25 protein-coding genes are annotated in these 25,463 nt (G+C 70.2%); 14 read left to right on the top strand and 11 right to left on the bottom strand.

What is annotated here, in order from left to right; all coding sequences use genetic code 11:
- Window positions 1–64: 64 nt before the first annotated feature.
- The 14 genes from H5407_RS07460 (at window position 65) to H5407_RS07525 (ending at window position 17,518) form a co-directional block, all read left to right on the top strand.
- Window positions 65–394 (top strand): DUF2149 domain-containing protein, encoded by a 330-nt coding sequence (locus H5407_RS07460; protein ID WP_183103817.1) that lies wholly within the window; start codon window positions 65–67, stop codon window positions 392–394.
- Entirely contained in the window at window positions 384–4,394 is a 4,011-nt protein-coding gene (gene cobN, locus H5407_RS07465) for a cobaltochelatase subunit CobN (RefSeq protein ID WP_183103818.1), read from the top strand. The genes H5407_RS07460 and cobN overlap by 11 nt, the downstream gene beginning before the upstream one ends.
- Complete coding sequence (locus tag H5407_RS07470) at window positions 4,391–6,496, top strand: TonB-dependent receptor (RefSeq protein WP_183103819.1); 2,106 nt, start codon at window positions 4,391–4,393, stop codon at window positions 6,494–6,496. The genes cobN and H5407_RS07470 overlap by 4 nt, the downstream gene beginning before the upstream one ends.
- 7 nt (window positions 6,497–6,503) lie before the next feature.
- Window positions 6,504–7,160 carry a 5,6-dimethylbenzimidazole synthase gene (gene bluB / locus H5407_RS07475; RefSeq protein ID WP_255501124.1) on the top strand — a complete coding sequence of 219 codons (657 nt, stop codon included), beginning with the start codon at window positions 6,504–6,506 and terminating at the stop codon, window positions 7,158–7,160.
- The gene (gene cobO / locus H5407_RS07480) at window positions 7,150–7,719 is read left to right on the top strand and encodes a cob(I)yrinic acid a,c-diamide adenosyltransferase (RefSeq protein ID WP_183103820.1); all 570 of its coding nucleotides are present in this window, start codon (window positions 7,150–7,152) and stop codon (window positions 7,717–7,719) included. Before bluB ends, cobO begins: the two co-directional genes overlap by 11 nt.
- Before the next feature lie 10 nt (window positions 7,720–7,729).
- Window positions 7,730–8,671, top strand: coding sequence for an adenosylcobinamide-phosphate synthase CbiB (gene cbiB / locus H5407_RS07485; RefSeq protein ID WP_183103821.1), 942 nt, complete (start codon window positions 7,730–7,732; stop codon window positions 8,669–8,671).
- A complete protein-coding gene (locus tag H5407_RS07490) occupies window positions 8,665–9,732 on the top strand; it encodes an aminotransferase class I/II-fold pyridoxal phosphate-dependent enzyme (RefSeq protein ID WP_183103822.1) in 1,068 nt (355 codons plus the stop codon). Before cbiB ends, H5407_RS07490 begins: the two co-directional genes overlap by 7 nt.
- Window positions 9,723–11,204, top strand: coding sequence for a cobyric acid synthase (locus H5407_RS07495; protein WP_255501125.1), 1,482 nt, complete (start codon window positions 9,723–9,725; stop codon window positions 11,202–11,204). Before H5407_RS07490 ends, H5407_RS07495 begins: the two co-directional genes overlap by 10 nt.
- Window positions 11,201–12,022 carry an ABC transporter substrate-binding protein gene (locus H5407_RS07500; RefSeq protein ID WP_220800515.1) on the top strand — a complete coding sequence of 274 codons (822 nt, stop codon included), beginning with the start codon at window positions 11,201–11,203 and terminating at the stop codon, window positions 12,020–12,022. Before H5407_RS07495 ends, H5407_RS07500 begins: the two co-directional genes overlap by 4 nt.
- Before the next feature lie 5 nt (window positions 12,023–12,027).
- Window positions 12,028–13,068, top strand: coding sequence for a nicotinate-nucleotide--dimethylbenzimidazole phosphoribosyltransferase (gene cobT, locus H5407_RS07505; RefSeq protein WP_183103823.1), 1,041 nt, complete (start codon window positions 12,028–12,030; stop codon window positions 13,066–13,068).
- 166 nt (window positions 13,069–13,234) lie between these two features.
- Window positions 13,235–14,785, top strand: a complete 1,551-nt coding sequence (locus tag H5407_RS07510; RefSeq protein WP_183103824.1) for a DUF3369 domain-containing protein — start codon at window positions 13,235–13,237, stop codon at window positions 14,783–14,785.
- A gap of 9 nt (window positions 14,786–14,794) precedes the next feature.
- On the top strand, window positions 14,795–16,102 hold the full coding sequence (locus H5407_RS07515) for an ATP-binding protein (RefSeq protein WP_183103825.1): 1,308 nt from the start codon (window positions 14,795–14,797) through the stop codon (window positions 16,100–16,102).
- A gap of 47 nt (window positions 16,103–16,149) precedes the next feature.
- Entirely contained in the window at window positions 16,150–16,971 is an 822-nt protein-coding gene (cobS, locus tag H5407_RS07520; RefSeq protein ID WP_183103826.1) for an adenosylcobinamide-GDP ribazoletransferase, read from the top strand.
- A gap of 4 nt (window positions 16,972–16,975) precedes the next feature.
- Window positions 16,976–17,518: a histidine phosphatase family protein gene (locus tag H5407_RS07525; protein ID WP_183103827.1), complete on the top strand. Its 543-nt coding sequence runs from the start codon at window positions 16,976–16,978 to the stop codon at window positions 17,516–17,518.
- 15 nt (window positions 17,519–17,533) lie between these two features.
- On the opposite strand, the gene H5407_RS07530 is transcribed toward H5407_RS07525, so the two are convergent.
- The 11 genes from H5407_RS07530 to H5407_RS24660 form a co-directional block, all read right to left on the bottom strand.
- Complete coding sequence (locus tag H5407_RS07530) at window positions 17,534–17,788, bottom strand: YfhL family 4Fe-4S dicluster ferredoxin (protein ID WP_183103828.1); 255 nt, start codon at window positions 17,786–17,788, stop codon at window positions 17,534–17,536.
- A 21-nt stretch (window positions 17,789–17,809) separates the two neighbouring features.
- A complete protein-coding gene (gene coaD / locus H5407_RS07535) occupies window positions 17,810–18,319 on the bottom strand; it encodes a pantetheine-phosphate adenylyltransferase (protein WP_183103829.1) in 510 nt (169 codons plus the stop codon).
- 127 nt (window positions 18,320–18,446) lie between these two features.
- On the bottom strand, window positions 18,447–19,064 hold the full coding sequence (rsmD, locus tag H5407_RS07540) for a 16S rRNA (guanine(966)-N(2))-methyltransferase RsmD (RefSeq protein ID WP_183103830.1): 618 nt from the start codon (window positions 19,062–19,064) through the stop codon (window positions 18,447–18,449).
- Window positions 19,061–19,840, bottom strand: coding sequence for an imidazole glycerol phosphate synthase subunit HisF (gene hisF, locus H5407_RS07545; protein WP_183103831.1), 780 nt, complete (start codon window positions 19,838–19,840; stop codon window positions 19,061–19,063). The genes rsmD and hisF overlap by 4 nt, the downstream gene beginning before the upstream one ends.
- Window positions 19,841–19,911: 71 nt before the next feature.
- A complete protein-coding gene (gene hisA, locus H5407_RS07550) occupies window positions 19,912–20,661 on the bottom strand; it encodes a 1-(5-phosphoribosyl)-5-[(5-phosphoribosylamino)methylideneamino]imidazole-4-carboxamide isomerase (RefSeq protein WP_183103832.1) in 750 nt (249 codons plus the stop codon).
- 90 nt (window positions 20,662–20,751) lie between these two features.
- The gene (gene hisH, locus H5407_RS07555; RefSeq protein ID WP_183103833.1) at window positions 20,752–21,402 is read right to left on the bottom strand and encodes an imidazole glycerol phosphate synthase subunit HisH; all 651 of its coding nucleotides are present in this window, start codon (window positions 21,400–21,402) and stop codon (window positions 20,752–20,754) included.
- Entirely contained in the window at window positions 21,402–22,001 is a 600-nt protein-coding gene (hisB, locus tag H5407_RS07560; RefSeq protein ID WP_183103834.1) for an imidazoleglycerol-phosphate dehydratase HisB, read from the bottom strand. Before hisB ends, hisH begins: the two co-directional genes overlap by 1 nt.
- 19 nt (window positions 22,002–22,020) lie before the next feature.
- Window positions 22,021–23,115, bottom strand: coding sequence for a histidinol-phosphate transaminase (hisC, locus tag H5407_RS07565; RefSeq protein ID WP_183103835.1), 1,095 nt, complete (start codon window positions 23,113–23,115; stop codon window positions 22,021–22,023).
- Between the two features lie 13 nt (window positions 23,116–23,128).
- Window positions 23,129–23,590 (bottom strand): PIN domain-containing protein, encoded by a 462-nt coding sequence (locus H5407_RS07570; RefSeq protein WP_183103836.1) that lies wholly within the window; start codon window positions 23,588–23,590, stop codon window positions 23,129–23,131.
- A complete protein-coding gene (locus tag H5407_RS07575; protein ID WP_183103913.1) occupies window positions 23,587–23,805 on the bottom strand; it encodes a CopG family transcriptional regulator in 219 nt (72 codons plus the stop codon). Before H5407_RS07575 ends, H5407_RS07570 begins: the two co-directional genes overlap by 4 nt.
- Before the next feature lie 97 nt (window positions 23,806–23,902).
- On the bottom strand, window positions 23,903–25,450 hold the full coding sequence (locus tag H5407_RS24660; RefSeq protein ID WP_183103837.1) for a methyl-accepting chemotaxis protein: 1,548 nt from the start codon (window positions 25,448–25,450) through the stop codon (window positions 23,903–23,905).
- Between the last annotated feature and the right edge of the window lie 13 nt (window positions 25,451–25,463).

Here is a 25,463-nt window from a genome sequence, read left to right on the forward strand (position 1 = left end):
CCCGGCCGCCCGAAGGGGCTCATTCCCGCTGGGCGGGACAGCACGCCCAGCGAAGGGTGCCCGAATGAGCGGTCATCGCCTGCACATCCTCGCCGAGGAGGACGACGATCCCATGCTCTCGGCCGTCAACCTCGTGGACGTTTTCCTGGTCCTGGTCGTCGCCCTGCTGACAGCCGTGGCCCTGCAGCAGCAGTCCCAGGCGGACGAGACCGTGATCCGCCGTGCCGGGGAGCCGGACATGGAAATCGTCGTGCGCAAGAACGGCCAGGAGATCAAGTACCGCGGCAACGGCGGCAGCAGCGAAGGCCAGGGCGTGAAGGCGGGCGTGGCCTACAAGCTGAAGGATGGCAGCGTCATCTACGTTCCCGAAGAAGGTGCGCCGGATGCGCATTGACCGCCTGCTGCGGAAGGCCCTGCTGCTGGGCCTGATGTCCCTCGCCGGCCTGGCCCAAGCCCAGCTGTTGTGGATCGCCACGGACGTCACGCCTGCGGCCCGCGAGGCCTTGCTCATGCGCGAGGCCCAGGCAGCAGGCATCACCGTGCAGCGCTGGCAAGTGCCCCTGCAGGCCGAGACCCTGGCCGACAAGGATCGCCAAGCCCGCCAGCGCCAGCTGCAGGCCCTCGTGCAGACGGCGCGCTGGGTGTGGATAGACGCGCCCCATGCGGTGGCCGAGACGCGCCTGCGCGCACTGCTGGCCGACATGCCCGGCCTAGATGCGCGCCATCCCCTGTGGATTCCCGGCGGAGAAGCGCCCGCGACCGAGCGCAGCCTGCGCGCCCTGCTGCAGGCCGGCGGCGCGGCCAACACCCATTCCGCCTTCCTGGTCCTGAAGGCGCAGGCCGAAGGCCGCAGGCTCGAGATGCCCCTGGCCCAGCGCCTGCCCCTGCGCGGCTTCTACCACCCGGATGCCCCCGCCCTGCTGCCGGACGCCGATGCGGCTCGGCACTGGGCCGGGCAGCGCGCCCAGGGCTCGCCGACGCGCCTGGTCATCGTGCTGCTGCACCGCTACCACTTCGTCCAGGGCCAGACGGCCTGGCTGGACGCCTGGCTGCGCCAGTTCGAGGCCCAGGGCCTGCAGGCACTCGCGGCCTTCGCCAGCCCCCTGGACGAGACCCAGCTGCAGGCCCTGCTGGCACCCCAGGGCCAGCCCCTGCACCAGCTGCTGGTCACCCACACGCTGATGCCCAAAGCCGGCACCCTGCAGACCCTGTTCGCACGCTGGGGCAAGCCCGTGCTGGCCACCCTGCCCTACCGGCAGGGCGACATCACGCAATGGGAGGCCGGCAGTACTGGCCTTGCGCAGAGCGACCTCCCCTTTTACCTGGCCCAGCCCGAGAGCGCCGGCCTGATCGACCCCATGCTGGTCGTGACCCATCCCGCGGGCGGCGCCGAGCCGCAGCTGATCGCGCGCCAGGGGGAAGCCGTGGCAGCCAAGGCACGGCGCCTGATCGCTTTGCAGGAGAAGCCCGCGGCGGACAAACACCTGAGCCTTTTCGTCTACAACTACCCCGCCGGGGCCAGCAACTTCGGCGCCAGCTTCCTCAACGTGCCGCGCAGCCTGGAGCAGCTGAGCCAGGGGCTGCAGGCCGCGGGCTATGCCGTCGAGCCTCGTGAAGAGGCGCAATGGCTGCACGGACTGCAGGGCCTGCTGGCCGCCTACTATCCCGGGGCTGACCTCGACACCCTGCTGCGCAGCGGCCAGGCCGCCGCCCTGCCCGTGGCGGACTACCAGCGCTGGTTCGACACCCTGCCTGCCGCCGTGCGCCAGCCCATGCTGCAGCGCTGGGGCCCCCCCGCGCTGAGCCGCTACGTTCGACAGCATCAGGGCAAGCGCGTCTTCGTGATCCCGCGCCTGCAGCTGGGCCACCTGGCCGTGCTGCCCCAGCCTCCCCGCGAGGAGGACCAGCACCTGGGCCGCGACACCCTGCAACACCGCAGCAAGACGCCGCTGTCCCACCACTACCTCGCCGTCTACCTCTGGGCCAGACAGGCCGATGCGCTGATCCACTTCGGCACCCACGGCACCCAGGAGTGGGCCAACGGCAAGCTGCGCGGCCTGGACGTGATGGACGACGCCCTCTTGCCCTTGGGCGACGTGCCCGTGATCTACCCCTATATCGTCGACAACCTCGGCGAGGCCCTGACCGCCAAGCGCCGTGGCCGAGCGCTGATGGTGAGCCACCGCACGCCCAGCTTCGCGCCGGCCGGCTTCAACGCCCGCATGGCCCGCATGCACGAGCTGATGCATGAATGGGAGACCGTGGACCCCGGCCCCACGCGCCAGGGCCTGGAACGGCAGATGGTGGAGCAGTTCGTCGAGCACCAGTTGCATCGCGACCTTGGCTGGACGGCCGCACAGATCAGCGCCAACTTCTCGGGCTTCCTGGAGCTGCTGCATCCCTACCTGGACCGCCTGGCCCAAAGCTCGCAGCCCCAGGGCCTGGCCATCTTCGGCCGCGTGCCCGACGAAGCCGCGCGTCGCGGCACCCTTCTGCAGATGCTGCGCGTGCCTCTGATTGAGGCCCTGGGTGAGGACATCGACGAAGCCTTCCTGATCGACTACGAGCGCGTGGCCACCGCCCGCCCGGCGCGCTGGCTGGACCTGGCGCTGAAGGACGCCCGGGCCGCCAGCGAGCTGGACCTGCGCCCCGCCCTGCCCGACGGCCCGGTGCCTAACCACGCGGCCCGCAAGCCCATCGACACGCCCGCCCTCTACCAGTTGGCCCTGCGCGCCCAGGAGATGGAGCGCAGGCTCAGCCAGGAGGGCGAGCTGCCGGGCCTTCTGGCCGCGCTGGAGGGCCGCTTCGTGCCCGCGGCCTATGGCGGCGACCCCCTGCGCAACCCGGACAGCCTGCCCACCGGCCGCAACCTCAGCGGCCTGGACCCGGCCCGCCTGCCCACGCCCCAGGCCTACGAGGCCGCCCAGCGTCTCTTCAAGCAGTGGTGGGCCGGGCAGGCCAAGGCCCCGAAGCCGCCGCAGCGCCTGGCGCTGTCGCTGTGGGCCGGCGAGACCCTGCGCCATCAAGGCCTCATGGAAGCCCAGGCCCTGGCCGCCCTGGGCGTCGAGCCCGTGTGGGACGAGAACGGCCGGCCGACGAAGCTGCGCCTCGTCCCGCTGGCGCAGCTGGGCCATGCGCGCATCGACGTGCTGCTGTCCATCACCGGCTCCTACCGCGACCAGTTCCCCGGCCTGATGAAGCTGCTGGACGAGGCCGTGGCCCTGGCCGCCAGCGCCGCTGCGCAGGAGGGAGACAACGCCATCACCCGCCACAGCCGCGAGGTCGAGCAGGAGCTGCGCCGGCAAGGACTGAAGCTGGCACAGGCGCGCCAACTGGCCCAGGCCCGCATGTTCGGCAACAGCGTCGGCGCCTACGGCACGGGCGTGGCCGAGGCCATGCAGGCCGACGGCCTCAAGCGCGAGGATCCGCGCCTGGGTGGGCTCTTCCTGCAGAGCATGAGCCAGCCCTATGTGCAGGGCGAGCCGCTGGCCATCGACGAGCGCACCGCCCGCAACGCCTTCGCCTCGCAGCTCAAGCGCACAGACGCGGCACTGATGTCGCGCAGCTCGCACCTCTACGCCATGCTCAGCTCGGACGATCCCTTCCAGTACCTGGGCGGCCTGGCCGCCGCTGCCAGGTCCGCGGGACGCAAGGAGGCCCTGCAGTTGCACGTGAGCCAGCTCCAGGACGCCGCCGAGCAGCAGACCGAAAGCGCCGGCCGCGCCATCGCCCTGGAGATGCAGAGCCGCTACCTGCACCCCGGCTGGCTCAAGGCCCAACGCGACGAAGGCTATGCCGGCGCGCTGCAGGTGCTCAAGACCGTGCAGTTCACCCTGGGCTGGCAGAACATGGCCCCCGAGACCGTGCGCCCCGATCACTGGCAAAGCCTCTTCGACGTGCTGGTGCGGGACAAGCACCAGCTGCAGCTGCCCCAATGGCTGGCCCGGCACAAGGAGAGCTATGCCCAGACCCTGGCCGGCCTGGTCCGCGCCGCCGCGCAAGGGCATTGGCAGCCCGATGCTGCCACCCGCCGCGAGCTGGCCCAGCGCTACACCGAGCTGCGCAGCGCCCGCAGTCGCCCCGACGAGCTGGACGGCGTGCAGCGCTGGGTGCGGGACCCATTGCCCAAGCCGGCCGCACCGCGCCCTGCCGCGCCCAGGCCACCGCAGACAGGCGACGCCGTCCAGCCCCCCGTGGTGCGCGGCCTGCAGCTGCAACCCCTGCCAGCGACCCAGCCGCCGCGCTTCGCGGGCCCCTCGCCACTATCCACCGCCCTGGCCTGGGTGCTGATGGGGCTGCTGATGGCCTGCGGCGCGAGCTGGCGCTGGTTCCGGGCGGGCGCCCCTGCTCCTTCCATCGGCGCTGCTGCGCCTGCTTCCTTCCGTCCTGCATGAAACTGAAACGATCCCCGTCCCGCAGTCCCGTCCGCCCGCTGCCCTGGCTGCTGGCGATGTGCGCGCCCGTCGCGCTGAACCTGCATGCGGAAGAGGCGGAAAAGATGGAGAAGGTGGAGCTGCAGGGCCGCGCCGTGCTGGGCGGCGCGGAGAGCGCCTCGCAGGGAGAGGTCGGCGCCGAGCGCCTGGCCACCAAGCCCCTGCTGCGCCCGGGCGAGCTGCTGGAGGCCATGCCCGGCATGATCGTCACTCAGCACAGCGGGGACGGCAAGGCCAACCAGTACTTCCTGCGCGGCTTCAACCTGGACCATGGCAGCGACTTCGCCACGATGCTGTCGGGCATGCCCGTCAACATGGCCAGCCACGCCCATGGCCAGGGCTATATGGACCTGAACTTCCTGATGCCCGAGCTGGTGGACAGCCTGCGCTACCGCAAAGGCGCCTTCGCCGCCGAGGACGGCGACTTCGCCACCACCGGCGCCTCGCGCATCGCCTATGTACGCGAGCTGGCCAGGCCCTTTGCCGAACTGAGCCTGGGCCCGCACAACTACCGCCGCGCGCTGCTGGCGGGCAGCCAGCCCCTGGGCGGCGGCCAGGCCCTCGCGGCCCTGGAGGCCAGCCGCAACGACGGTCCCTGGGAGCAGCCCGAGGGTTTGCAGCGGCGCAATGCCGTGCTGCGCTGGTCCTGGGGCGACGAGCGCGAGGGCCTCAGCGTGAGCCTCATGGGCTACACCGCCCGCTGGAGAGCCAGCGAGCATGTGCCGCTGCGCGCCGTCGAGTCCGGCGAGATCGGCCGCTACGGCACGCTCTCTCCCAACGACGGCGGCATCACCCACCGCCACAGCCTCAGCCTGGACTGGGCTGGCCGCAGCGGCCCCTGGCAGCAGCAGGCCACGGCCTACCTGATCGACTACGGCCTGCAGCTCTACGCCGCCCCGTCCGGCTTCATCAGCGGGCCGGACGGCGACCAGCACGAGCAGTTGGACCGCCGCCAGGTACGGGGCTTCGCCTGGCAGGCCCAGCACCCGCGCCTGGCCCTGTGGCAAGACCTGACCCCGGCCCAACTGAGCTGGGGCCTTCAGTGGCGCCAGGATCGCATCGCAATGCTGGGCCTCTACGACACCGTGGACCGCGAGCGCCGGCACACGGTGCGCGAGGACAGCGTGCGCCAGGACGCCCTGGGCGCCTTCGCCGAGCTGCAGCAGGCGCTGCGCCCGGACTGGCGCGCCGTCCTGGGCGCGCGTTGGGACCGCGTGCAGGCCAAGGTCCAGGCCCTGGATGGCGAGTACAACGCCGGCAACGGCGGACGAGCCGGCGCCAGCCGCCTGAGCCCCCGACTGGGCCTGGTGCACCGCTGGAACGCCGAGACCGAGCTCTACGCCCACTGGGGCCGCGGCTTCCGCTCCAACGACGCCCGCGGCGCCACCAGCCGCTTCAATCCGCAGGACGGCAGCGCGCAGGATCCCCTGCCCCTGCTGGCCGGTACGCGCAGCCAGGAGCTGGGCCTGCGCCATCGCTTCGGCCCGGGCTGGCAGGCGAGCTGGAGCCTGTGGCAGGCCGAGCTCGATTCGGAACTGGTCTTCGTGGGCGACGAGGGCGTCACCGAGCCCCGCGGTGCCTCGCGCCGCATGGGCCTGGAATGGTCCAACGACATCCGCATGGGCCGGGACTGGCTTGTCGATGCCGACGTCGCCTGGTCCCGCGCCCGCTTCGTGCAGGCCGGGAACGGCGGCCGTCAGGTGCCCAATGCCATCCCGCTGAGCACCTCGGTCAGCGCCAGCTACGAGCCGGGCGGCGCGTGGAGCGCCGGCCTGCGCCTGCGCTACATCGGCCGCTATGCGCTGGAGGAAAGCGGCCGCGAGCGCTCCGGCGGCGCCTTCACCGTCAACGCCAAGCTGGCCTGGCGCCCGGCGCCGGGCTGGGAGCTGGGACTGGACCTGCTCAATGCCCTGAACACGCAGGCGCATGACATCGAGTACTGGGGCAATGCCTGCACCCGCCGCGAAGGCGCGGCCTGCGGCGGCGGCGAAGGTCTGGCCGGGCGACTGGTCCATCCCATGGAGCCTCGCAGCCTGCGTTTGAGCGCGCGGGTACAGCTCTGAGATCGACATGGACATGAACCCGCAGCACTTCAGCCCCGAGCAAGCCGATGCCGTGCGCCTGGCCATGGCCCTGCGCCGCGACTGCCGCCATTTCCTGCCGGGTCCGCCCCTGCCGGACGAACAGCTTCGACGCCTGCTGCAGGCCGCGCACCAGGCGCCCTCGGTGGGGCTGATGCAGCCCTGGCGCTTCATGCGCCTGTCCACGCCCAGCTGGCGCGAGCGTCTGGCCCCGCTGGTGCAGGCCGAGCGCCAGGCCACCGCAGCGGCCCTGGGCGCGCGGGCCGACGAGTTCCTGCGGCTCAAGGTCGAGGGCTTGCGCGACTGCGCCGAACTGCTGGCCCTGATCCTGCCGCCGGACGACGGCACCGTCTTCGGCCGCCGCACCCTGCCCCAGGAAATGGCGCTGTGCTCGGCCGGCGCGGCCGTGCAGAACCTGTGGCTTGCCGCCCGCGTGGAGAATCTGGGCCTGGGCTGGGTGTCCATGTTCGAGCCGCAGGCCCTGGCGCGCGTGCTCGATCTGCCGCCCGGCGCCCAGCCCCTGGGCCTTCTGTGCCTGGGCCCGGTGCCGGCCTTCTACGAACAACCCCTCCTGGAACAGGAAGGCTGGCGTCAGCGCCGGCCCCTGCAGGACCTGCTGATGAAAGCCCCCGACCATGGAAATTGAGACCCCGCCCATCGACCGCGAACGCATCGTCCCCACCGCCGAGCGCCGCGGCCTGGTCCTCGTCCACACCGGCGACGGCAAGGGCAAGAGCACGGCCGCCTTCGGCCTGGCCCTGCGCGCCCATGGCCGCGGCAAGGCGGTCAAGATCTACCAGTTCATGAAGGTGCCCTCGGCCCGCTTCGGCGAGCACCGGCTGTTCGAGCAACTGGGCGTGCCCATCGAGGGCCTGGGCGACGGCTTCTCCTGGAAGAGCAAGGACCTGGACCATTCCGCCGAGCTGGCCCGCGAAGGCTGGGCCCGGGCCGAGGCGACCATCCGCGCCGGCGAGCACTTCCTCGTGGTGCTGGACGAGATCATGTACCCCCTGCGCTACGGCTGGCTGCCGCTGGAGCCGGTGCTGCAGGTCCTGCGCGAGCGACCCTCACATGTGCACGTGGTGCTGACAGGCCGGCGCGCGCCGCAGGAGCTGATCGAGCTGGCGGACACGGTCACCGAGATGACCCTGGTCAAGCACCATTTCAAGGCCGGCGTTCCGGCCCAGCGCGGCATCGAAGACTGACTTGGGCGCGATGAACCCCGTCTGGCTCTTCCCCGCAGCCATGGCGCTGGCCCTGCTGGTGGACCGCCTCTTTGGTGAGCCGCCCGCCTGGGCGCATCCGGTGGTGGCCATGGGCCGCTACCTGGGCGCCTTCAGGCGCTGGCTGCCCGCCCTCGCCGCCGGGCCGGCCTTTGCCTGGGGCGGCCTGCTGTGGCTGCTGGGCGCTGGCGTGAGCGTCCTGCTCGCCTGGCTGGCCGAGCAGCTGATGTGGCAGGGGATCCAACCCTGGCAGGGCCCCCTCCGGTGGGGGATGGCCCTTGCATTCATGGGCCTGCTCTTGAAGCCGCTGCTGGCCTGGCGCATGCTGCGCGCGGAGGTGATGGCCGTGGAACAAGCGCTGCAAACTTCGCTGGACGCCGGACGGGAGCGGCTGTCACACCTGGTCAGCCGGGACACGCAGCGCCTGAGCGAGGCACAGGTGCGCGAAGCCAGCATCGAGACCCTGGCCGAGAACCTCAACGATTCGGTGGTGGCCCCCCTGTTCTGGTTCGCCGTCGCCGGTCTGCCGGGCGCGGCACTGTACCGGTTTTCCAACACCGCCGACGCCATGTGGGGCTACCACGGCCCCTGGGAATGGGCGGGCAAGTGCGCGGCACGGATGGATGACCTGCTGTCCTGGATCCCGGCCCGCCTCACCGGTCTGCTGATAACGCCGCCCGCGCAATGGCCCGCCCTGTGGCGGCAGTCCGGCCTCACGCCCTCCCCCAATGGCGGCTGGCCCATGGGCGCCATGGCCCTGCGCCTGGAGCGGCGCCTGGGCAAGGCGGGCGTCTACCTGCTGAACGCCCAGGGTGCCGAAGCCGCGGCCGGCGACGTCGCCCGAGCGGTGACGGTGGCCTGGCAAGGCCTGACCCTCGCTGCCCTGCTGCTGATGGGGCTGGCCCTGGGCCTGCGAGGAGGCCTGGCATGGTGAACCTGCCGCTGCTGGAACACGGCGGCCCCGACGGCGGGCCGCCCGTGCTGCATGACTTCTCCAGCAATGCCAGCCCCCTGCCCAGCCCCGAGCCCGTGCTGGCCGCCCTGCAGGCCGCCGACCGCCGCCACTATCCGGACCCGGCCTACGGACAGCTGCGCGAGCAGCTCTCGGCCCTGCTGCAGCACCCCGCTGAGCTGATCCTGCCCAGCGCCGGTGGCGCCGAGGCCATACGCCGGCTCACCCTGTGGGCCTCGCTGGAGGGCCTGCGCCATGTGTGGGTGCCGCGGCCCGGCTTTGGCGAATACGCCGCCGCCGCGCAGGCCCTGGGTCTGCGGGTCCATGTCTACGAGGGCTTCGGCCAGCTCGCCCGCGAGCTGTGTGCCCAGGAGGACGGTCTGCCGATGAAAAGCCCGGCCCTGGTCTGGGCCTGCGATCCCTTGAACCCCAACGGCAGCAGCCCCTCGGCCCCCGCCTGGCAGGGCGTGGCCGACGCCCTGGTCAACAGCGGCTCCCAACTGGCCATCGACCTGGCCTATGAGGAGCTGCGCCTGGACGGCAGCAGCCAGCTCCCGCCCGCGCTCGCCGGCCAGGCCTGGCGCCTGCGCTGCCCCAACAAGGCCCTGGGCCTCACCGGCGTTCGAGCCGGCCTGCTGCAGGCTCCACTGGACGCCGGCGAAGCCGCCGCACGCCTGCAGCAGCTGGCCCCCAGCTGGGTGCTGTCGGCCGAGGGCGTGGCCCTGCTGGACCAGGCCTGGCGCCCCGACACGCTGCTGGCGCTGAAGCAGCGGCGCGACCGCCTGCGCCCCTGGCGCCTGGCCCAGCACAGCGCCCTGCATCTGCGCGGCTGGGCGGCCCGGCCCAGTGTCTGCAATTTCGCCCTGTGGCGCCCGGGCTCGGGCACCCACATCCCCACCCTGCTGGGCGGCCTGCGCCAGCGCGGCATCAAGCTGCGCAATGCCGACTCCCTCGGCGCGCCGGGCTGGCTGCGGCTCTCGGTGCAAAGCCCGGACAGCCAGGACGTGCTGCTCCAAGCCCTGACGGACCTCGAATGCCTCTGAACGACAAGAAAGGGCGCGCACGCGCCGTGATGGTGCTGGGCACGACCAGTGGTGCCGGCAAGAGCTTCCTGGCCACCGCCCTGTGCCGCTGGTATGCGCGCCAGGGCTTCAAGGTGGCGCCGTACAAAGCGCAGAACATGAGCAACAACGCCCGCGTGGTGCCCGGGCTGAACGGGCACATGGGCGAGATCGGCTCTGCGCAGTACTTCCAGGCCCTGGCCGCCCGCCGCCAGCCCGAAGTCCGCATGAACCCGGTGCTTCTCAAGCCCGAGGCCGACACCGCCTCACAGGTGGTTGTGCTGGGCGAGGTCGATGAGGCCCTCAGCCGCGCCCCCTGGCGCGAGCGCAGCGAGCTGCTGTGGCCACATGCCCGTGCGGCCCTGCACGAGCTGATGGACGAGAACGAGGTGGTGGTGATCGAGGGCGCGGGATCGCCGGCCGAGATCAACCTGCATGCCAGCGACTACGTCAACATGCGCACCGCCCGCGAGGTGCAGGCCGCCTGTCTGCTGGCCACCGACATCGACCGCGGAGGCGCTTTCGCCCATCTCTACGGCACACACCAGCTGCTGCCGCCCGAGGAGCGGGCGCTGATCCGCGGCTATGTACTGAACCGCTTTCGCGGTGACGCCCGGCTGCTCGCGCCCGGCCCCGACATGCTGCAGCAGCTGACCGGCGTGCCCACCATGGCGGTGCTGCCCATGTGGCGCCACCATGGTCTGCCGGAAGAGGACGGCGTCTTCGACGAGCAAGCCACGGGCCAGGGCCTGCGCATTGCCGTGGTGGCCTATCCGCGACTGTCCAACCTGGATGAATTCCAGCCCCTGCGGCAGGTCCCGGGCGTGCAGCTTCTCTGGGCCCGCGACGCGCGCACGCTGCAAAGCGCCGACTGGATCATCCTGCCCGGCTCCAAAGCCGTGGCGTCCGACCTCGCCTGGCTGCGCGAGCAGCGCCTGGATGCGGTCATCGCCGCCCATGCCGCCGCGGGCAAGCCGCTGATGGGCATCTGCGGCGGCCTGCAGATGCTGGGCGAGACCCTGGTGGACCCGTATGGCATCGACGGCAATGCGCCGGGCCTGGGTCTGCTGCCCCTGGTGACGCGCTTCGAGCGGGAGAAGCTGCTGAGGCCCGCGGCATTGTCCTTTGCGAGGACGATGGCGTCACCCTGGTCGGCCTTACAGGGACTTGATTTGAACGGTTATGAGATTCACCATGGCCGCACCGTCCAGCATCCGTCGCTGGGCGCAGCAGAAGAGATCCTGCACGAGCGGGACGCAAGCGTCGTGGGTTGGCAGCAGGCGAATGTGCTGGGGCTCTATGCCCACGGCCTGTTCGAGCAGCCGGCCTTGCTGAAGGCCCTGTTCGGGGTCGACGCAGGAGGGTTGGAGCCGGTGTTCGAAGGCCTGGCGGACTATGTGGACCGCCATTTCGCACCGGGTGCCCTGATGCAATTGCTGGAACCCTCTGCATGACACTCCTCGCCCCCCTGTCCCGGTCCCGCGCCCCGTCCGTGCCCGTCTCGCCGCGGCGCATCGCCTGCCTCTCCACCGAAGCCGTGGAGGTGCTCTACCGCCTCGGCGCCCAGGACCGCGTGGTGGGCATCTCCGGCTACAGCGTGCATCCGCCCGAGGCTCGCACCGAAAAGCCCAAGATCAGCGGCTTTTCCAGCATGAAGCTGGAACGCATCCTGGCCGTGATGCCGGACCTCGTGATCGGCTTCTCCGACCTGCAGAAACCCCTGCTGGCCGAGTGCGACGCCGCCGGCCTGCCTACCCTGTGGTTCGACCAGCGCGACATCGCCGGCATCCATGCCATGGTGCGCCGCCTGGCCGCCCTGGTCCAGAAGGAAGCGCAGGGCGAGGCGATCTGCGCCGGCCTCGTGACCCAGGAGCTGCGCCTGGCCGAGGCCGCGGCCGCACTGCCCAGGCGGCCGCGCGTCTTCTTCGAGGAGTGGGACGAGCCTCTGATCTGCGGCATCGGCTGGGTCAGCGAGATCATCCAGCTCTGCGGCGGCCATGACGTCTTCGCCGACCGGGCCCGCGCCGGCTTCGCCAAGCAGCGCATCGTCAGCCACGAAGAGGTGCTGGCACGCGAGCCGCAGCTCATCCTGGGTTCCTGGTGCGGCAAGAAATTCGTGCCTGAGAAGGTGCTGGCCCGGCCCGGCTTTGCCGCCCTGGGGGCCAACCTGACGGAGATCAAGTCCGCTGACATCCTCGCGCCCGGCCTGGCGGCCCTGGAGCGCGGTGCGCCCCAGGTCCTGGCCGCCATCCAATCCACCGTCCTGCAGTAGACCCCATGACCGACCTGATCCCCCACATCCCCAGCCTCCACGACGACGCCCTGGCCCAGCGCCTGCAGTCCCGCATCGACAGCAAGACCAAGCCCCTGGGCTCCCTGGGCCAGCTCGAGACGCTGATGCAGCGCCTGGGTCTCATCCTGGGCAGCGAAGCGCCCCTGCTGAAGCACCCCCAGCTGATGGTCTTCGCCGGCGACCACGGCCTGGCGGCGCGCGGTGTCTCGGCCTTCCCGCCGGACGTCACCTGGCAGATGGTGGAGAACTTCCTGGCCGGCGGGGCGGCGGTCAGCGTGCTGGCCCGCCAGCACGGCCTGGCCCTCACCGTGGTGGATGCCGGCGTGCGCCATGACTTCGCCCCGCGTCCGGGCCTGATCCAGGCCAAGGTCGCGCCCGGCACGGCCGACGCGCTGGAGCAGCCCGCCATGACACCCGACCAGTGCGCGACCGCCCTGGGCGCCGGCCGCGAGCTGCTGGCCAAGCAGCCCGGCAACGCGCTGATCCTCGGCGAGATGGGCATTGGCAACACCTCGGCCGCGGCCCTGCTGCTGGCCCGCCTGGCCGGCCTGCCCATCGGCGACTGCGTGGGTCGGGGGACAGGTCTTGACAACGCCCAATTGGCCCGCAAGACCGAAATCCTGGGCCAGGTACTGGCCCGCCATCCGGACGCCCGCTCGCCGCTGGAGGCGCTTCAGGCCTTCGGTGGCTTCGAAATCGCGATGATGGTCGGCGCAGTGCTGCAGGCCGCACTGGAGCGCCGCGTGATCCTGGTCGATGGTTTCATCACCAGCAGCGCCATCCTCGTGGCCACGCGCCTGCAGCCGGCGGTGCTGGAGCGTTGCGTCTTCGCGCACCGCTCCAACGAGCAGGCGCACCGCCTGATGCTGGACCAGCTGCAGGCCCAGCCCCTGCTGGACCTGGGCCTGCGCCTGGGGGAAGGCTCCGGCGCCGCCCTGGCCTGGCCGCTGCTGGAGTCGGCCTGCCGCATCCTGGCAGAAATGGCCAGCTTCGCCTCCGCCGGGGTCAGCGAACGCCAGTCCTGAGGCCCGCAGGAGACAGCGGCTTCGGGGGGGCCGCCCCCCGCCCCCGAAGGCCGGTACAGCTGCACGACTTCTGCCACTTCCCCGCCACAGCCGCCCGCCGGGCTCGCCCCACAAGGGCAGGACTTGCCACCATAATGAGCCCAGCCTCAGCCCATGGGAGCAAGCGATGTCCGACCTGGTGTTTGCCGACGAACTGCCTGAGGAAGTGACTCAGGGACGCACGAAGGCAATCGACCCCTGGGTGGTGATGATCGTCGATGACGACCCCGCCGTTCACCAAGTGACGCAGCTGGTCATGGCGGACTTCGAGTTCGCCGGCCGGCGCCTGCAGTTCCTCGACGCCTACAGCGCCACCGAGGCGCGCGAGCTGCTGCAGACCCGCCAGGACATCGCCCTGGTGCTGCTGGATGTGGTGATGGAGTCCGAGCATGCCGGCCTGGACCTCGCCCGCTTCATCCGCGAGGAGCTGGAGAACCACCATGTGCGCATCGTGCTGCGCACCGGGCAGCCGGGGCAGGCGCCCGAAGAGCATGTCATCAAGACCTACGACATCAACGACTACAAGGAGAAGACCGAGCTCACCAAGCGCAAGCTGATCACGGTTTTCTACTCGGCGCTGCGCTCGTATCGCGACATCATGATCATCGATCAGTCGCGCCAGGCCCTGCGCCGCTCCATCGACGCCATCACCCGCATCTACGACAGCCAGAACCTGCGCCGCTTCGCCTCGGCCGTGCTGGAGCAGGTGGCGCACCTGCTGGGCTACGAGGCCCAAGGCCTGTGCGCCAGCCGCATCTCGGCCTACGCCGCTTCGCACATCGAAGGCCGGCTCAAGGTGCTGGCGGCCACCTCGGAGTATTCCAAGCTGCTGGTCGATGAAGAAGTCGACAGCCTGCCCGACGAGGTCCGGACCTCGCTGGACAGGGCCCTGCGGGACCAGCAAAGCCATTTCGAGGACCTCCGCTTCGTCGGCTACTACCGCACCAGCAGCGGCAACGAGAGCCTCCTCTACATGGTCTTCTCCGAGCCCGTGGATGCCGAGGCGCGCGAGCTGCTGGAGATCTTCTGCGCCAACGTGGCCATCACTTACGAGAGCCTGCTGCTGCGTGAGGAGATCGCCGACACCCAGCGCTCCACCGTCTACATCATCGGCGAGGCCGTCGAGAAGCGCTCCAAGGAGACCGGCGCCCATGTGCGCCGCGTGGGCGAGATGGCCGCGCTGCTGGCCGATCTGGTGGGCATGAAGGTGGGCGACATCGAGTTCATGCGCCAGGCCGCGCCGCTGCATGACGTCGGGAAGATCGGCATCCCCGACCGGGTGCTCAACAAGCCCGGCAAGCTGGACGCGGAAGAGTGGGAGATCATGCAGACCCATGCGCGCATCGGCTACGAGCTGCTCAGCAAATCCGACAAGCGCATCCTGCAGCTGGGCGCCATCATCGCCCACGAGCACCATGAACGCTGGGACGGCCAGGGCTATCCCCGCGGCCTGGCCGGCGAGCAGATTCACGTGGCTGGGCGCATCGTGGCCCTGGTCGATGTCTTCGATGCCCTGGTCAGCGACCGCTGTTACAAGAAGGCCTGGAGCTTCGACGAGGCCCTGGCCTATGTGAAGGCGCAGGCAGGCACGCAGTTCGATCCCTCGCTGGTGGAATTGCTGATGACCCACCTGGACGCCGTTCACGAGATCTACCACCGCCTGCCCGACCATAGCTGAGGGGCCGCCATGAGCAGCATGCCGGGGCCGAACATCGAGCAGGCACTGCGCGCGCTGAACCTGGCCATCGGGGCGCTGCATGGCGGTGCATTCTTCGAGACCGTCAGCGGCAGCCTGGCACGGGAGCTGGCAGTCCAGGTCTGCTTCCTCGGCAAGATCGAGCATGCGCCGCAGGGCCTGCGTGCCCAGCTGCTGGCCTTCTGGCAGGATGGCCGCCAGCTGCCCCCCTTCAACTACTCCCTGCAGGGCACGCCCTGCCGCAATGTGGCCGATGGCGCCGTGTGCTACCACGCCAGCGGCGTCAAGCAGGCCTACCCCACCGACAGCCTGCTGGCCGAGATCGGCGTGCAAAGCTACCTGGGCCTGCCCCTGGTGGACGGAGAGGGCCTCGTCATCGGCCTGCTGTGCATCATGGACCGCGCACCCATTCCCTGGGAGCGCCGCCTCTTCGCGCTGGAGCTGATGCAGGCCCTGGCCGGGCGCTGCAGCGCGGAGCTGCTGAACCTGCTGGCGCGCGAGCACGAGCAGCTGCTTCTGATGACGCATGGCCAGCGCGAGCTGCGCGCCACTGGCCGGCTGATCGAGCAGGAGCGCCTGGCGGCCCTGGGCGGCCTGGTGACCGGCATGACGCACGACATCGCCTCGCCCATCGGCGTGGCCGTCACCGCCTGCTCGGGGCTGGATGAATTCGCGCAGCGCCTGCTGCAGAGCCTGCGCGGCGGCAGGCTCACCGCAGCCGAGGCTGCCGAGTTGGCCCAGCGCATCGCCGACGCCAGCCAACTGGCCGGCGCCCATCTGCGCCGCGCCTCGGACCTGCTCTCCGGCTTCAAGACCTATGCCGCCGACCAATCCCAGCAGAAGGTCAGCGCCTTCGATCTCTGCGAGTACCTGCGCAACATCCTGCGCGTGCACGGAGCCCTGCTCAAGGGCGCCCGCGCACGCCTGGAACTGGACCTGCCCGACGCCGCGCCGGTGGTGATGTGCGGCGGCCAGCTTTCCCAGCTGCTTGCCAAGCTGCTGCGCAACAGCTGCGCCCATGCCTTCGAGGGCATCGGCGACCGCCGCATCACGCTCAGCCTGCAGCGCGAGGACGACTGGGCCAGGCTGCACTACCGCGACAACGGCCGCGGCCTGCCCGCGCCCCTGCGCGAGCAGCTGCTGCAGGGCTGGGATGCCGTCCAGGACCAGGGCCTGGGCCTGCACCTGGTGGCCCAGCTGTGCCAGATGATGCAGGGGCGCATCCGCCTGGACCCGGACCCACGGCCGGGCACGGGCTATATCATCGAGCTCCCTCTGAACCCGCCCGAGCAGGGCTGATCGCATGGCTCGCGGCCTGCGGCCGGCATGCCCGGCCGCTTCCACGCATGCGCCGCCTGCTGCACGAACTCCGCCTGTTCTTCATCGCCCTGCAGTTCTTCACCCGGCTGCCCATTCCGGCCTGGGTAGGGTTCGAGCCAGCTTGGCTGCAGCAGTGCGCGCGCTACTTCCCGGCAGTGGGCGCCCTGGTGGGCCTGTTCAGCGCGGCGGTCTTCGGCGGCGCGCTGCTGGTCTTCCCGCCGCTGATCGCCGGCCTGCTGGCCATTGCGGCCAGCGTTTGGCTCACGGGCGGCTTCCACGAGGACGGCTGGGCCGACACCTGTGACGGCCTGGGCGGCGCGGTAAGCCGCGAGAAGGCCCTGCTGATCATGAAGGACTCACGCCTGGGCAGCTACGGCGCCCTGGGCCTGGTCTTGCTGCTGGGGCTCAAGGCCGCGGCCCTGGCCGCCCTGGCCGAGCGTGCTCCGCTGCTGGCCGTGCTGCTGCTGGCCTGGGGCCACATGGCCTCTCGCTTGGCCCCGCTGCTGCTGATGCGCAGCCTGCCCTACGCGGGCGATGCCGAGCATGCCAAGGCCAAGCCCCTGGCCACGCAGATCGGCGTCGGCTCGCTGGCCGCCGCGGTGCTGATGGCGGTGGTCCTCACACTGCCGCTGCTGACCGGCCCCTGGCCGCTGGGCGAGGTCCTGCTGATGCTGGCGACGCAGGCCGGCGCGGCAGGCCTGGCCCTGGGATGGATGCACCGCTGGCTGCGCCGCCGCCTGGGCGGCTACACGGGCGACAACCTTGGCGCCAGCCAGCAGCTCAGCGAGCTGCTGCTGCTGCTCGCAGCACTGGCGATGCTGCCCCACCTGGGCCTGGGCACGACCTGACCCCATGGCCAGTGCAAAAGGCATCGCGGTCTGGCGCCATCCACGCCCCGAGGGCGTGAGGGGGCGCTGCATCGGCGCAGGCAGCGACGTGCCTGTGCATTGGCGTCGCGCCAAGCGCCTGGCCCGTCGCATCCAGGCCCACGCGCGGCGGCAGCGCCTGGCGCATGAGATCTGGACCTCGCCCCTGGCGCGCTGCGCCGACGCCGGCCGCTGGCTGCGGCGCTGGGGCTGGACGCATCACCAGCGGGACGATTTGCGGGAGATGGACTTCGGCGCCTGGGACGGCCGCCCCTGGTCTGACATCCCCAAGGCCGAGATCGATGCCTGGGTGGCGGACTTCCTGCATTTCACGCCGGCGGGTGGCGAGTCCCTACAGGCCCTGCTGGACCGCGTGGCCGCCTGCGCCCTGCCGCCGGACGCCCTGGTCGTCAGCCATGGCGGTTGGATGCTGGCAAGGCGATGGCTGCACGAACAGGCCGCGCTGCGGCCCACGGCGGACCGATGGCCGAGACCTCCGGGCTATGGCGAAGTCTGGAACCTGGCCTGAGTCAGGCCCCCCCGATCAGGCCGCCGCCTGCGTCAGCCGCAGGAACTTCTGCATCAGCGTCTCGCGGCTCTCCACGTGCTCGGGATTAACCGGAATGCAGGCCACGGGGCACAGCTGCACGCACTGGGGCTCGTCGAAGTGGCCCACGCACTCGGTGCATTTGCCCGGGTCGATCTGGTAGAACTCCTCGCCCATGGAGATGGCCTCGTTGGGGCATTCGGGTTCGCAGACGTCGCAGTTGATGCATTCGTCAGTGATCATCAGTGCCATGGCGCGACTCCTGTCCGGCCTTCAGGGTTGCGAGGCCTGCTTGGCCACGCGGTCCGCCAGGCGGGCGCTGACCGAGGGCGAGACGAACTGCGAGACATCACCGCCCAGCTTGGCGATCTCGCGCACAAAGGTGCCTGAGACGAACTGGTACTGGTCCGAGGGCGTCAGGAAGACGGTCTCGACATCGGGCATCAGCTTGCGGTTCATGCCCGCCATCTGGAACTCGTAGTCGAAGTCGCTGACGGCGCGCAGGCCGCGCACGACCACCTTGCCACCGTGCTGTTGGACGAAGTCGCGCAGCAGCCCGCGGAAGGCGATGACCTCGACATTGGGGTAGCGCGCGGCCACCTCGCGGGCGATCTCCAGGCGTTCGTCCGGGGAGAAGAGCGTGTTCTTGTGATGGCCGGCGGCCACCGCCAGGATCAGGCGCTCGAAGAGTTGGCTGGCGCGGCGCATCAGGTCCTCATGCCCGAGGGTCATGGGATCGAAGGTGCCGGGATAGACGGCGGTCAGCACTTTGGCGGTGGTCAACACAGGCTCCTGGCCGTCGCGGTGTAAAGCGGGAGTACTGCAGCGGGTGGCGGGGGCGACGGCGCCCGGATTATCCCTCGCCCCCGTACCCGCCCGGCGGACGGGGTTTCGTCCACTCGAACGCGGCTCAGCCCTCGCGGCGGAACAGGGCGTAATGCACGGCCCCCGCCTTGCCGCTGCGATGCGGCTGCAGGCCCAGCTCCGGCGCCGGCGTGAGGGGCTCGGGGGCCTCGATGTAGAGGTAGCCGCCCGGCACCACCAGGGGCGCCGCGGCGCGCAGGGCGGGCTCGAAGAGGCCTGCGTCGAAGGGGGGGTCCAGCATCACCAGTTCGAAGCGGGCCCGCTCGCTGCGGGCCATCCAGGCCAGGGCATCGACGGCCTCCACGCGCAGGGTCTCTGCCTTGAGCCGGGCCTTGGAGGCATTGAGGCTGCGCGCCAGCTCGCCATCGCGCTCCAGCAGCAGCACGTCGTCGGCCCCCCGCGAGGCGGCCTCGAAGCCCAGGGCGCCGCTGCCGGCGAAGGCGTCCAGCACACGCCAGCCGGAGAGGTCCTGGCCCAGCCAGTTGAACAGGGTCTCGCGCACGCGGTCCGGCGTGGGGCGCAGGCCGGGCTTGTGGGCCACCGGCAGCTTGGAGCGCTTCCACTGGCCGCCGATGATGCGAACCTCGGCCGGTGCCAGGCGCGGCGCGCCCTGGGGTCTCGCACGCGCAGCCGGGGCGGCCTCGGGTTTCGATCGTGACTTCACTGCCGCACCTCGATGCCACGGCTGGCCATCAGGGCCTTGGCCTCGCCCACCGTGTGTTGGCCGTAGTGGAAGATGCTCGCGGCCAGCACAGCGTCGGCGCCGCCGATCTGGATGCCATCGACCAGGTGTTCCAAGGTGCCCACGCCGCCCGAGGCGATCACGGGTACGGGTACGGCGTCGCTGACGGCGCGCGTGAGCGCCAGGTCGAAGCCGATCTTGGTGCCGTCCCGGTCCATGCTGGTCAGCAGGATCTCGCCGGCGCCGAACTCGGCCATCTGGCGGGCCCACTGCAGGGCGTCGAGGCCCGTGTTCTTGCGACCGCCATGGGTGTAGACGTCCCAGCCCTCGCCGCGCGCGGCAAGGTCATCGCCCTGGCGGCGCTTGGCGTCGATGGCCACAACGATGCACTGCGCACCGTAGCGCTCCGAGGCCTCGCGGATCAGCTCGGGCCGGGCCACGGCGGCCGAGTTGAAGCTGACCTTGTCCGCCCCGGCATTGAGCAGGCGTCGCACATCAGGCACCGAGCGCACGCCGCCGCCCACAGTCAGCGGGATGAATACCTGCGAAGCCACGGCCTCGATGATGTGCAGGATCAGGTCACGGCCGTCGCTGGTGGCCGTGATGTCCAGGAAGGTGAGCTCGTCCGCGCCCTGCTCGTTGTAGCGGGCGGCGATCTCCACCGGGTCGCCCGCGTCGCGAAGGGACTCGAAGTTGACGCCCTTCACCACGCGACCACCGGTCACGTCCAGGCAAGGAATGATGCGTTTGGCCAGCATGGGGCGGGTCTTTCAAGAACAAGGGCCGCTGCGCGAGCGGCCCTGTGATGGAGAGGGAGGCTGGGGAGCGATCAGGCCTGGGCTTCGGAGAGCTCGTCGGCCCGCTTCTGGGCAGCGGCGAGGTCCAGGTCGCCGGTGTAGATGGCGCGGCCGCAGATCACGCCTTCCACGCCTTCGCTCTCGACGGCGCACAGGGCCTCGATGTCCTGCATGTTGGAGAGGCCACCCGAGGCGATCACCGGGATGGACAGCGCCTGCGCGAGCTTGACCGTGGCCTCGATGTTCACGCCGCTGAGCATGCCATCGCGGCCGATGTCGGTGTAGATCACGCCCTCGATGCCGTAGTCCTCGAACTTGCGGGCCAGGTCGATCACCTCGTGGCCGGTGAGCTTGCTCCAGCCGTCGGTGGCGACCTTGCCGTCCTTGGCGTCCAGGCCCACGATGATGTGGCCGCCGAAGGCCGAGCAGGCGTCCTTGAGGAAGCCCGGGTTCTTGACCGCGGCGGTGCCAATGATGACGTAGGACAGCCCATCGTCCAGGTAGCGCTCGATGGTGTCGAGGTCCCGGATACCACCGCCCAGTTGGATGGGGATGTCGTCGCCCACCTCGCGGATGATGGCCTTGATGGCCGCCTCGTTGACGGGCTTGCCCGCGAAGGCGCCGTTGAGGTCCACCAGGTGCAAGCGCCGGGCGCCGGCGTCAACCCAGCGCCGCGCCATGGCAGCAGGGTCCTCGCCGAAGGTGGTGGAGGCGTTCATGTCGCCTTGTTGCAGGCGGACGCATTTGCCGTCTTTCAGGTCAATGGCAGGGATCAGCAGCATGGCCGAAATGCAGGTGGTGGGAGAAGGTTGAAGGGGATTGCGAGGCGGATAACGCGGCGCTCATGCAGGGGCGGGAGACGGCGGACGTCCTCATGGCTTCCAGTGCAGGAAATTGCGATACAGGGCCAGGCCCAGCGCGGCGCTTTTCTCGGGATGGAATTGGGTGGCGAAAATATTATCCCGGGCCACGGCGCAGGTAAAGCGCTCGCCGTACTCCGTCTCGGCGGCACTGTGAGCGGGGTCCGTCGGCGCCGTGTAGTAGCTGTGCACGAAGTAGTACCAGGCACCATCGGGCACGCCGGCGAAGACGGGATGCAGCCGGGTCTGGAACACGCGGTTCCAGCCCATCTGCGGCACCTTATAGCGGCTGCCGTCGGGCTGCAGGCGGCCTTCCAGCTGGAAGCGCTTCACGCGGCCGGGGATCAAGCCCAGGCCGGGGGTGTCCTGCTCTTCGCTGTGATCCAGCAGCATCTGCATGCCCACGCACACGCCCATCAGCGGCTTGCGCGTGGCGGCGTCCAGCACGGCCTCCTGCAGGCCTGAATCGCGCAGCTCGCGCATGCAGTCGCGCATGGCACCCTGGCCCGGCAGCACCACGCGCTCGGCGGCGTAGACCTCCTGCGGCTTCGAGGTGATCAGCACCTCCACGCCCTGGCCCTCGGCCGCATGAATCACGGCCTGGGACACGGAACGCAGATTGCCCATGCCGTAATCGACGACAGCAACGGTCCGGCTGGCCATCACAGGGTCCCCTTGGTGGAAGGGATGACGCCTGCGCAGCGCGGGTCCAGCGTCATCGCCATGCGCAGGGCACGGCCGAAGGCCTTGAACATCGTCTCGCACTGGTGGTGGGCGTTGTGGCCCTTGAGGTTGTCCACATGCAGGCTCACCAGGGCGTGGTTGACGAAGCCCTGGAAGAACTCGTAGGTCAGCTGGGTGTCGAAGGCGCCGACGCTGCCAGCGGTGAACTTGACGTCCATCTCCAGGCCGGGGCGGCCGGAAAAGTCGATCACCACGCGCGACAGCGCCTCGTCCAGGGGCACATAGCTGTGGCCGTAGCGGGTGAGGCCCTTCTTGTCACCGATGGCCTGGGCGACGGCCATACCGAGCGTGATGCCGACATCCTCCACGGTGTGATGGCCGTCGATGTGCAGGTCGCCGCGGGCCTCGATCTCCAGGTCGATCAGGCCGTGGCGGGCAATCTGGTCCAGCATGTGGTCGAAAAAACCGATGCCGGTGGACAGCTTGGCTTCCCCCGTTCCATCGAGGTTGACGCGGACGCGGATCTGCGTCTCCTTGGTGTCGCGGCGGACTTCGGCAATGCGTGCGGCGGTGCTCATGGTCTGGACTTCGGCAGGTTCAGGGCAGGTTCAAATCGATGAGGGCGGCTTGCAGGGCGGCCAGCAGGGCCTGGTTCTCCTCCGGGGTACCGATGGTGATGCGCAAGCACTGCCGCAGCAAGGGGTGCAGGCCGGAGACGTTCTTGATCAGCACGCCGCGAGCCTTGAGCCCCGCGAACACCGCGGCGGCATCCGGCACGCGCACCAGCAGCATATTGCCCTGGCTGGGGAAGACCTGCACCCACCTCAGTTGCTGCAGGGCGCCATGCAGGCGCTCGCGCTCGGCACGCAGGATGGCGGCCTGCTCGGCAAAGACGGCCTCGTGCTCCAGCGCGAAGAGCGCCGCCTCGGCATTGAGCACGCTGACGTTGAAGGGCGGACGCAGCTTCTCGACCTGGTCCACCAGCTCGCGCCGGCCCATCAGATAGCCAATGCGCACGCCGGCCAGGCCGAACTTGCTCATGGTGCGCATGATCAGCACCTTGGGATGGCGCTGCATCAGGGCCAGGCCGTCGTGCTCGGCAAAGGGCTGGTAGGCCTCGTCCAGCACCACCAGGCCGGGCGCGGCCTCGATGAGGCGCTCGATGACAGCTTCGTCCCAGAGGTTGCCGGTCGGGTTGTTGGGATGCGAGAGGTACAGCAGGGCCGGCTGCTCGGTGGCGATGGCGTCCAGCATGGCCGCCTCGTCCAGCTCGAAGTCCGGCCGCAGGGGTACGCCCACAAAGCGCAGGTGCTGGTACTGGGCCGAGATGCCGTACATCACGAAGCTGGGCAGGGGCGACATGATCACCGCGCCGGGCCGGGCCACGGCCAGGCTCAGCAGGGAGATCAGCTCGTCCGAGCCGTTGCCCAGCGTCAAGCCGTAGCCCTCGGCGGGCAGCTGCGCATGGCGGGCCAGCGCCGCGGCCAGCTGCTGCGTGCCCTCGGCCGGATAGCGGTTCAGGGCCACGCGGCCCAGGCGCTCGCCCAACTGCTGCTGCAGGGCCTCGGGCAGGCGGTAGGGGTTCTCCATCACGTCCAGCTTGACCAGGCCGGCGCCGGATTGCACCGGGTAGGCCTGGGTCTGGCGCACGTCCTCGCGGATGCGGGACAGGGCTTGGCTCAGTTCATCCATGGAAGCTCCGGGGTCAGGCCTTGCCTGCGGCGAACACGGCGTCCGGCGCGGCCTGCAGGGGATTGAGGATCTGCACGCTGTCCAGTTGCAGGCCATGGGCCAGCTCCAGGCTCAGCAGCCATTCGCAGCCCTGGGCCTTGGCAGCGGCCACGACCAGGGCATCCATATAGGCCAGGCCGAAGCGGCTCTCGATGGACCAGGCGCTCTCCACGGTGGCGTGGTCGATGGCCCAGGGTTGCCAGCGCTGGTAGCGGCGCACCTCGGCGCGGGCGTCGCCATTGGGCATCGCGGGATGCAGCCGGGTGGTGACGAGGCGGTAGAAGTCGTTGAGCACCTGGGTGGAGACGCGCCCGGCGCGGCGCTGCCACAACTCGCGCAGCCAGGCCAGGGCCTGGGCCTGCTCGCCAGGCCGGGCGCCGTCCTCGCTGAGGATCAGCACCGAGGTATCGACGAAGACCAGGGGCGCGGCACTCACAGCGCGCCCCGGGCAGGATAGGCCTGACCGTCGCTGGCCCAGCTGCGCTCGCGGTGCAGCCAGTCCTGCATGGCACGCTCGTAGGCATCGTCATGGCGCATCTTCTCGGCCAGCAGCTCACCGACCAGGCGGGAGACGCTGGTGTTGCGCCGCGCGGCCTCCAGCCGGGCCCACTCGGCCACGCTGTCTTCCATGGTCACGGTGACGTTCTTCATGAGGCACAGCGTAACACGAAGTTCGTGTTGCACGAACTTCGTGTCCTCAAGCCACCATTCGCCGGTGTCGAACGCTGGGCCGGTACGCCCGCCCTGCTCAGGCCGTCTTGAAACCCGAGACCGCCGCGCTGAGCTGGGCCGCCTGGTCCCGCAGCGATTCCGCCGCGGCGCTGGACTGCTCCACCAGGGCCGCGTTCTGCTGCGTGACCTCGTCCAGCCGGTTCACCGCCTGGCCGACCTCGGAGAGGCTGACACTCTGCTCCTGGGTGGCGCGGCTGATGTCCTCGATGATGTGGCTGACCCGCTGCACCGCCTGCACCAGCTCCTGCATGGTCTGGCCGGCCTCGGCCACGAGTCGGGTGCCGGCATCGACCTTATCGACCGAGGTCCCGATCAGGGACTTGATCTCGCGCGCCGCCTCGGCGCTGCGCTGGGCCAGGGAGCGCACCTCGCCGGCCACCACCGCGAAGCCGCGACCCTGCTCGCCAGCCCGGGCGGCCTCGACGGCGGCATTCAGCGCGAGGATGTTGGTCTGGAATGCGATGCCGTCGATGACGCCGATGATGTCGCTGATCTTGCGCGAGCTGGTGTTGATCTCTTCCATGGTGCCCACCACCCGGCCCACCACCGCCCCGCCCTGCTCGGCCACCTGGCTGGCGTCGCGGGCCAGGCCGGTGGCCTGGCGGGTGGCGTCGGCGTTCTGGCGCACGGTCTCGCTGAGGGTCTGCATGGTGGCCGAGGTCTCCTCCAGGCTGGAGGCCATCTGCTCGGTGCGGGCGGAGAGGTCGCTGGAGCCCGCCGCGACCTCGCTGCTGGACAGGGCGATGCTCTCCGCGCTGCTGCGCACGGTGCCGATGGAGCGGTTCAGGGACTGGCGCATGTCCTCCAGCGCCAAGGCCAGGCGGCCGAACTCATCGCGCCGCGAGGTGTCCACGTCCACGCCCAGGTCCCCGCCGGCCACCCGCTCGGCCACGCTGACCATGCGCTGCAGGGGATCGACGGTATTGCGCGTCAGGAACATCGCCACCAGGCCGCCCGCCACCAGCTGCAGCGCCAGCAGCACCATCAAGGTGAGGCGCACGCTGTCGTAGGTGCTCTTGGCCTCCGCATAGCTGGCCGCGGCGCCGCCCTCGTTGATCGAGACCACCTTGGCAAGCGCTGACGATGCCTCGTCCACGGTCTTCAGGGAGTCCCCGACCACGGTGGCCTGGTACTCGGCACGATTGCCAGCCTTGCGCTGCTCGATCAAGCGGTCCTGCACCGCCAGGTAGGCGTCGATCTTGGCCTTCGCCGCGTTCCAGGCCGCCTCTTCCTCAGGCGAAGCAATCAAGGGCACGTAGACACTGATCAGCTTGGGCAGGTCCTTCTCGCGCGTGGACTTGATGGTCTCCATCACACTCTGGACTTCCGACACGGTCTCCAGGAGGCACATGCGCAGCTCAAGCCGGCGGATCGACTGGACCTTGTCATCGATCTCCGAGATGGCCTTGATGCTGGGCATCCAGTTGCTTGCCAGGTCGCTGACACTGGCCTGGATCAGCCCCAGTCGCGAGATCGAGAGCAGGCCCAGCAGCCCCGACATCAGCAGCACGGCAGCGAAGCCCAGGCCGATGCGCATCCCCACCTTCATGTCCGACAGTCTCATCACGAGTCTCCGC

Source organism: Mitsuaria sp. WAJ17 (assembly GCF_014174515.1).
Classification (GTDB): domain Bacteria; phylum Pseudomonadota; class Gammaproteobacteria; order Burkholderiales; family Burkholderiaceae_C; genus Roseateles_B.

Coding starts and splice junctions, on each gene's coding strand:
- H5407_RS07460 (WP_183103817.1), top strand. CDS start 65: ATGAGCGGTCATCGCCTGCACATCCTCGCCGAGGAGGACGACGATCCC.
- cobN (WP_183103818.1), top strand. CDS start 384: ATGCGCATTGACCGCCTGCTGCGGAAGGCCCTGCTGCTGGGCCTGATG.
- H5407_RS07470 (WP_183103819.1), top strand. CDS start 4,391: ATGAAACTGAAACGATCCCCGTCCCGCAGTCCCGTCCGCCCGCTGCCC.
- bluB (WP_255501124.1), top strand. CDS start 6,504: ATGGACATGAACCCGCAGCACTTCAGCCCCGAGCAAGCCGATGCCGTG.
- cobO (WP_183103820.1), top strand. CDS start 7,150: ATGGAAATTGAGACCCCGCCCATCGACCGCGAACGCATCGTCCCCACC.
- cbiB (WP_183103821.1), top strand. CDS start 7,730: ATGAACCCCGTCTGGCTCTTCCCCGCAGCCATGGCGCTGGCCCTGCTG.
- H5407_RS07490 (WP_183103822.1), top strand. CDS start 8,665: ATGGTGAACCTGCCGCTGCTGGAACACGGCGGCCCCGACGGCGGGCCG.
- H5407_RS07495 (WP_255501125.1), top strand. CDS start 9,723: ATGCCTCTGAACGACAAGAAAGGGCGCGCACGCGCCGTGATGGTGCTG.
- H5407_RS07500 (WP_220800515.1), top strand. CDS start 11,201: ATGACACTCCTCGCCCCCCTGTCCCGGTCCCGCGCCCCGTCCGTGCCC.
- cobT (WP_183103823.1), top strand. CDS start 12,028: ATGACCGACCTGATCCCCCACATCCCCAGCCTCCACGACGACGCCCTG.
- H5407_RS07510 (WP_183103824.1), top strand. CDS start 13,235: ATGTCCGACCTGGTGTTTGCCGACGAACTGCCTGAGGAAGTGACTCAG.
- H5407_RS07515 (WP_183103825.1), top strand. CDS start 14,795: ATGAGCAGCATGCCGGGGCCGAACATCGAGCAGGCACTGCGCGCGCTG.
- cobS (WP_183103826.1), top strand. CDS start 16,150: ATGCGCCGCCTGCTGCACGAACTCCGCCTGTTCTTCATCGCCCTGCAG.
- H5407_RS07525 (WP_183103827.1), top strand. CDS start 16,976: ATGGCCAGTGCAAAAGGCATCGCGGTCTGGCGCCATCCACGCCCCGAG.
- H5407_RS07530 (WP_183103828.1), bottom strand. CDS start 17,788: ATGGCACTGATGATCACTGACGAATGCATCAACTGCGACGTCTGCGAA.
- hisF (WP_183103831.1), bottom strand. CDS start 19,840: ATGCTGGCCAAACGCATCATTCCTTGCCTGGACGTGACCGGTGGTCGC.
- hisA (WP_183103832.1), bottom strand. CDS start 20,661: ATGCTGCTGATCCCTGCCATTGACCTGAAAGACGGCAAATGCGTCCGC.
- hisH (WP_183103833.1), bottom strand. CDS start 21,402: ATGGCCAGCCGGACCGTTGCTGTCGTCGATTACGGCATGGGCAATCTG.
- hisB (WP_183103834.1), bottom strand. CDS start 22,001: ATGAGCACCGCCGCACGCATTGCCGAAGTCCGCCGCGACACCAAGGAG.
- hisC (WP_183103835.1), bottom strand. CDS start 23,115: ATGGATGAACTGAGCCAAGCCCTGTCCCGCATCCGCGAGGACGTGCGC.
- H5407_RS07575 (WP_183103913.1), bottom strand. CDS start 23,805: ATGAAGAACGTCACCGTGACCATGGAAGACAGCGTGGCCGAGTGGGCC.
- H5407_RS24660 (WP_183103837.1), bottom strand. CDS start 25,450: ATGAGACTGTCGGACATGAAGGTGGGGATGCGCATCGGCCTGGGCTTC.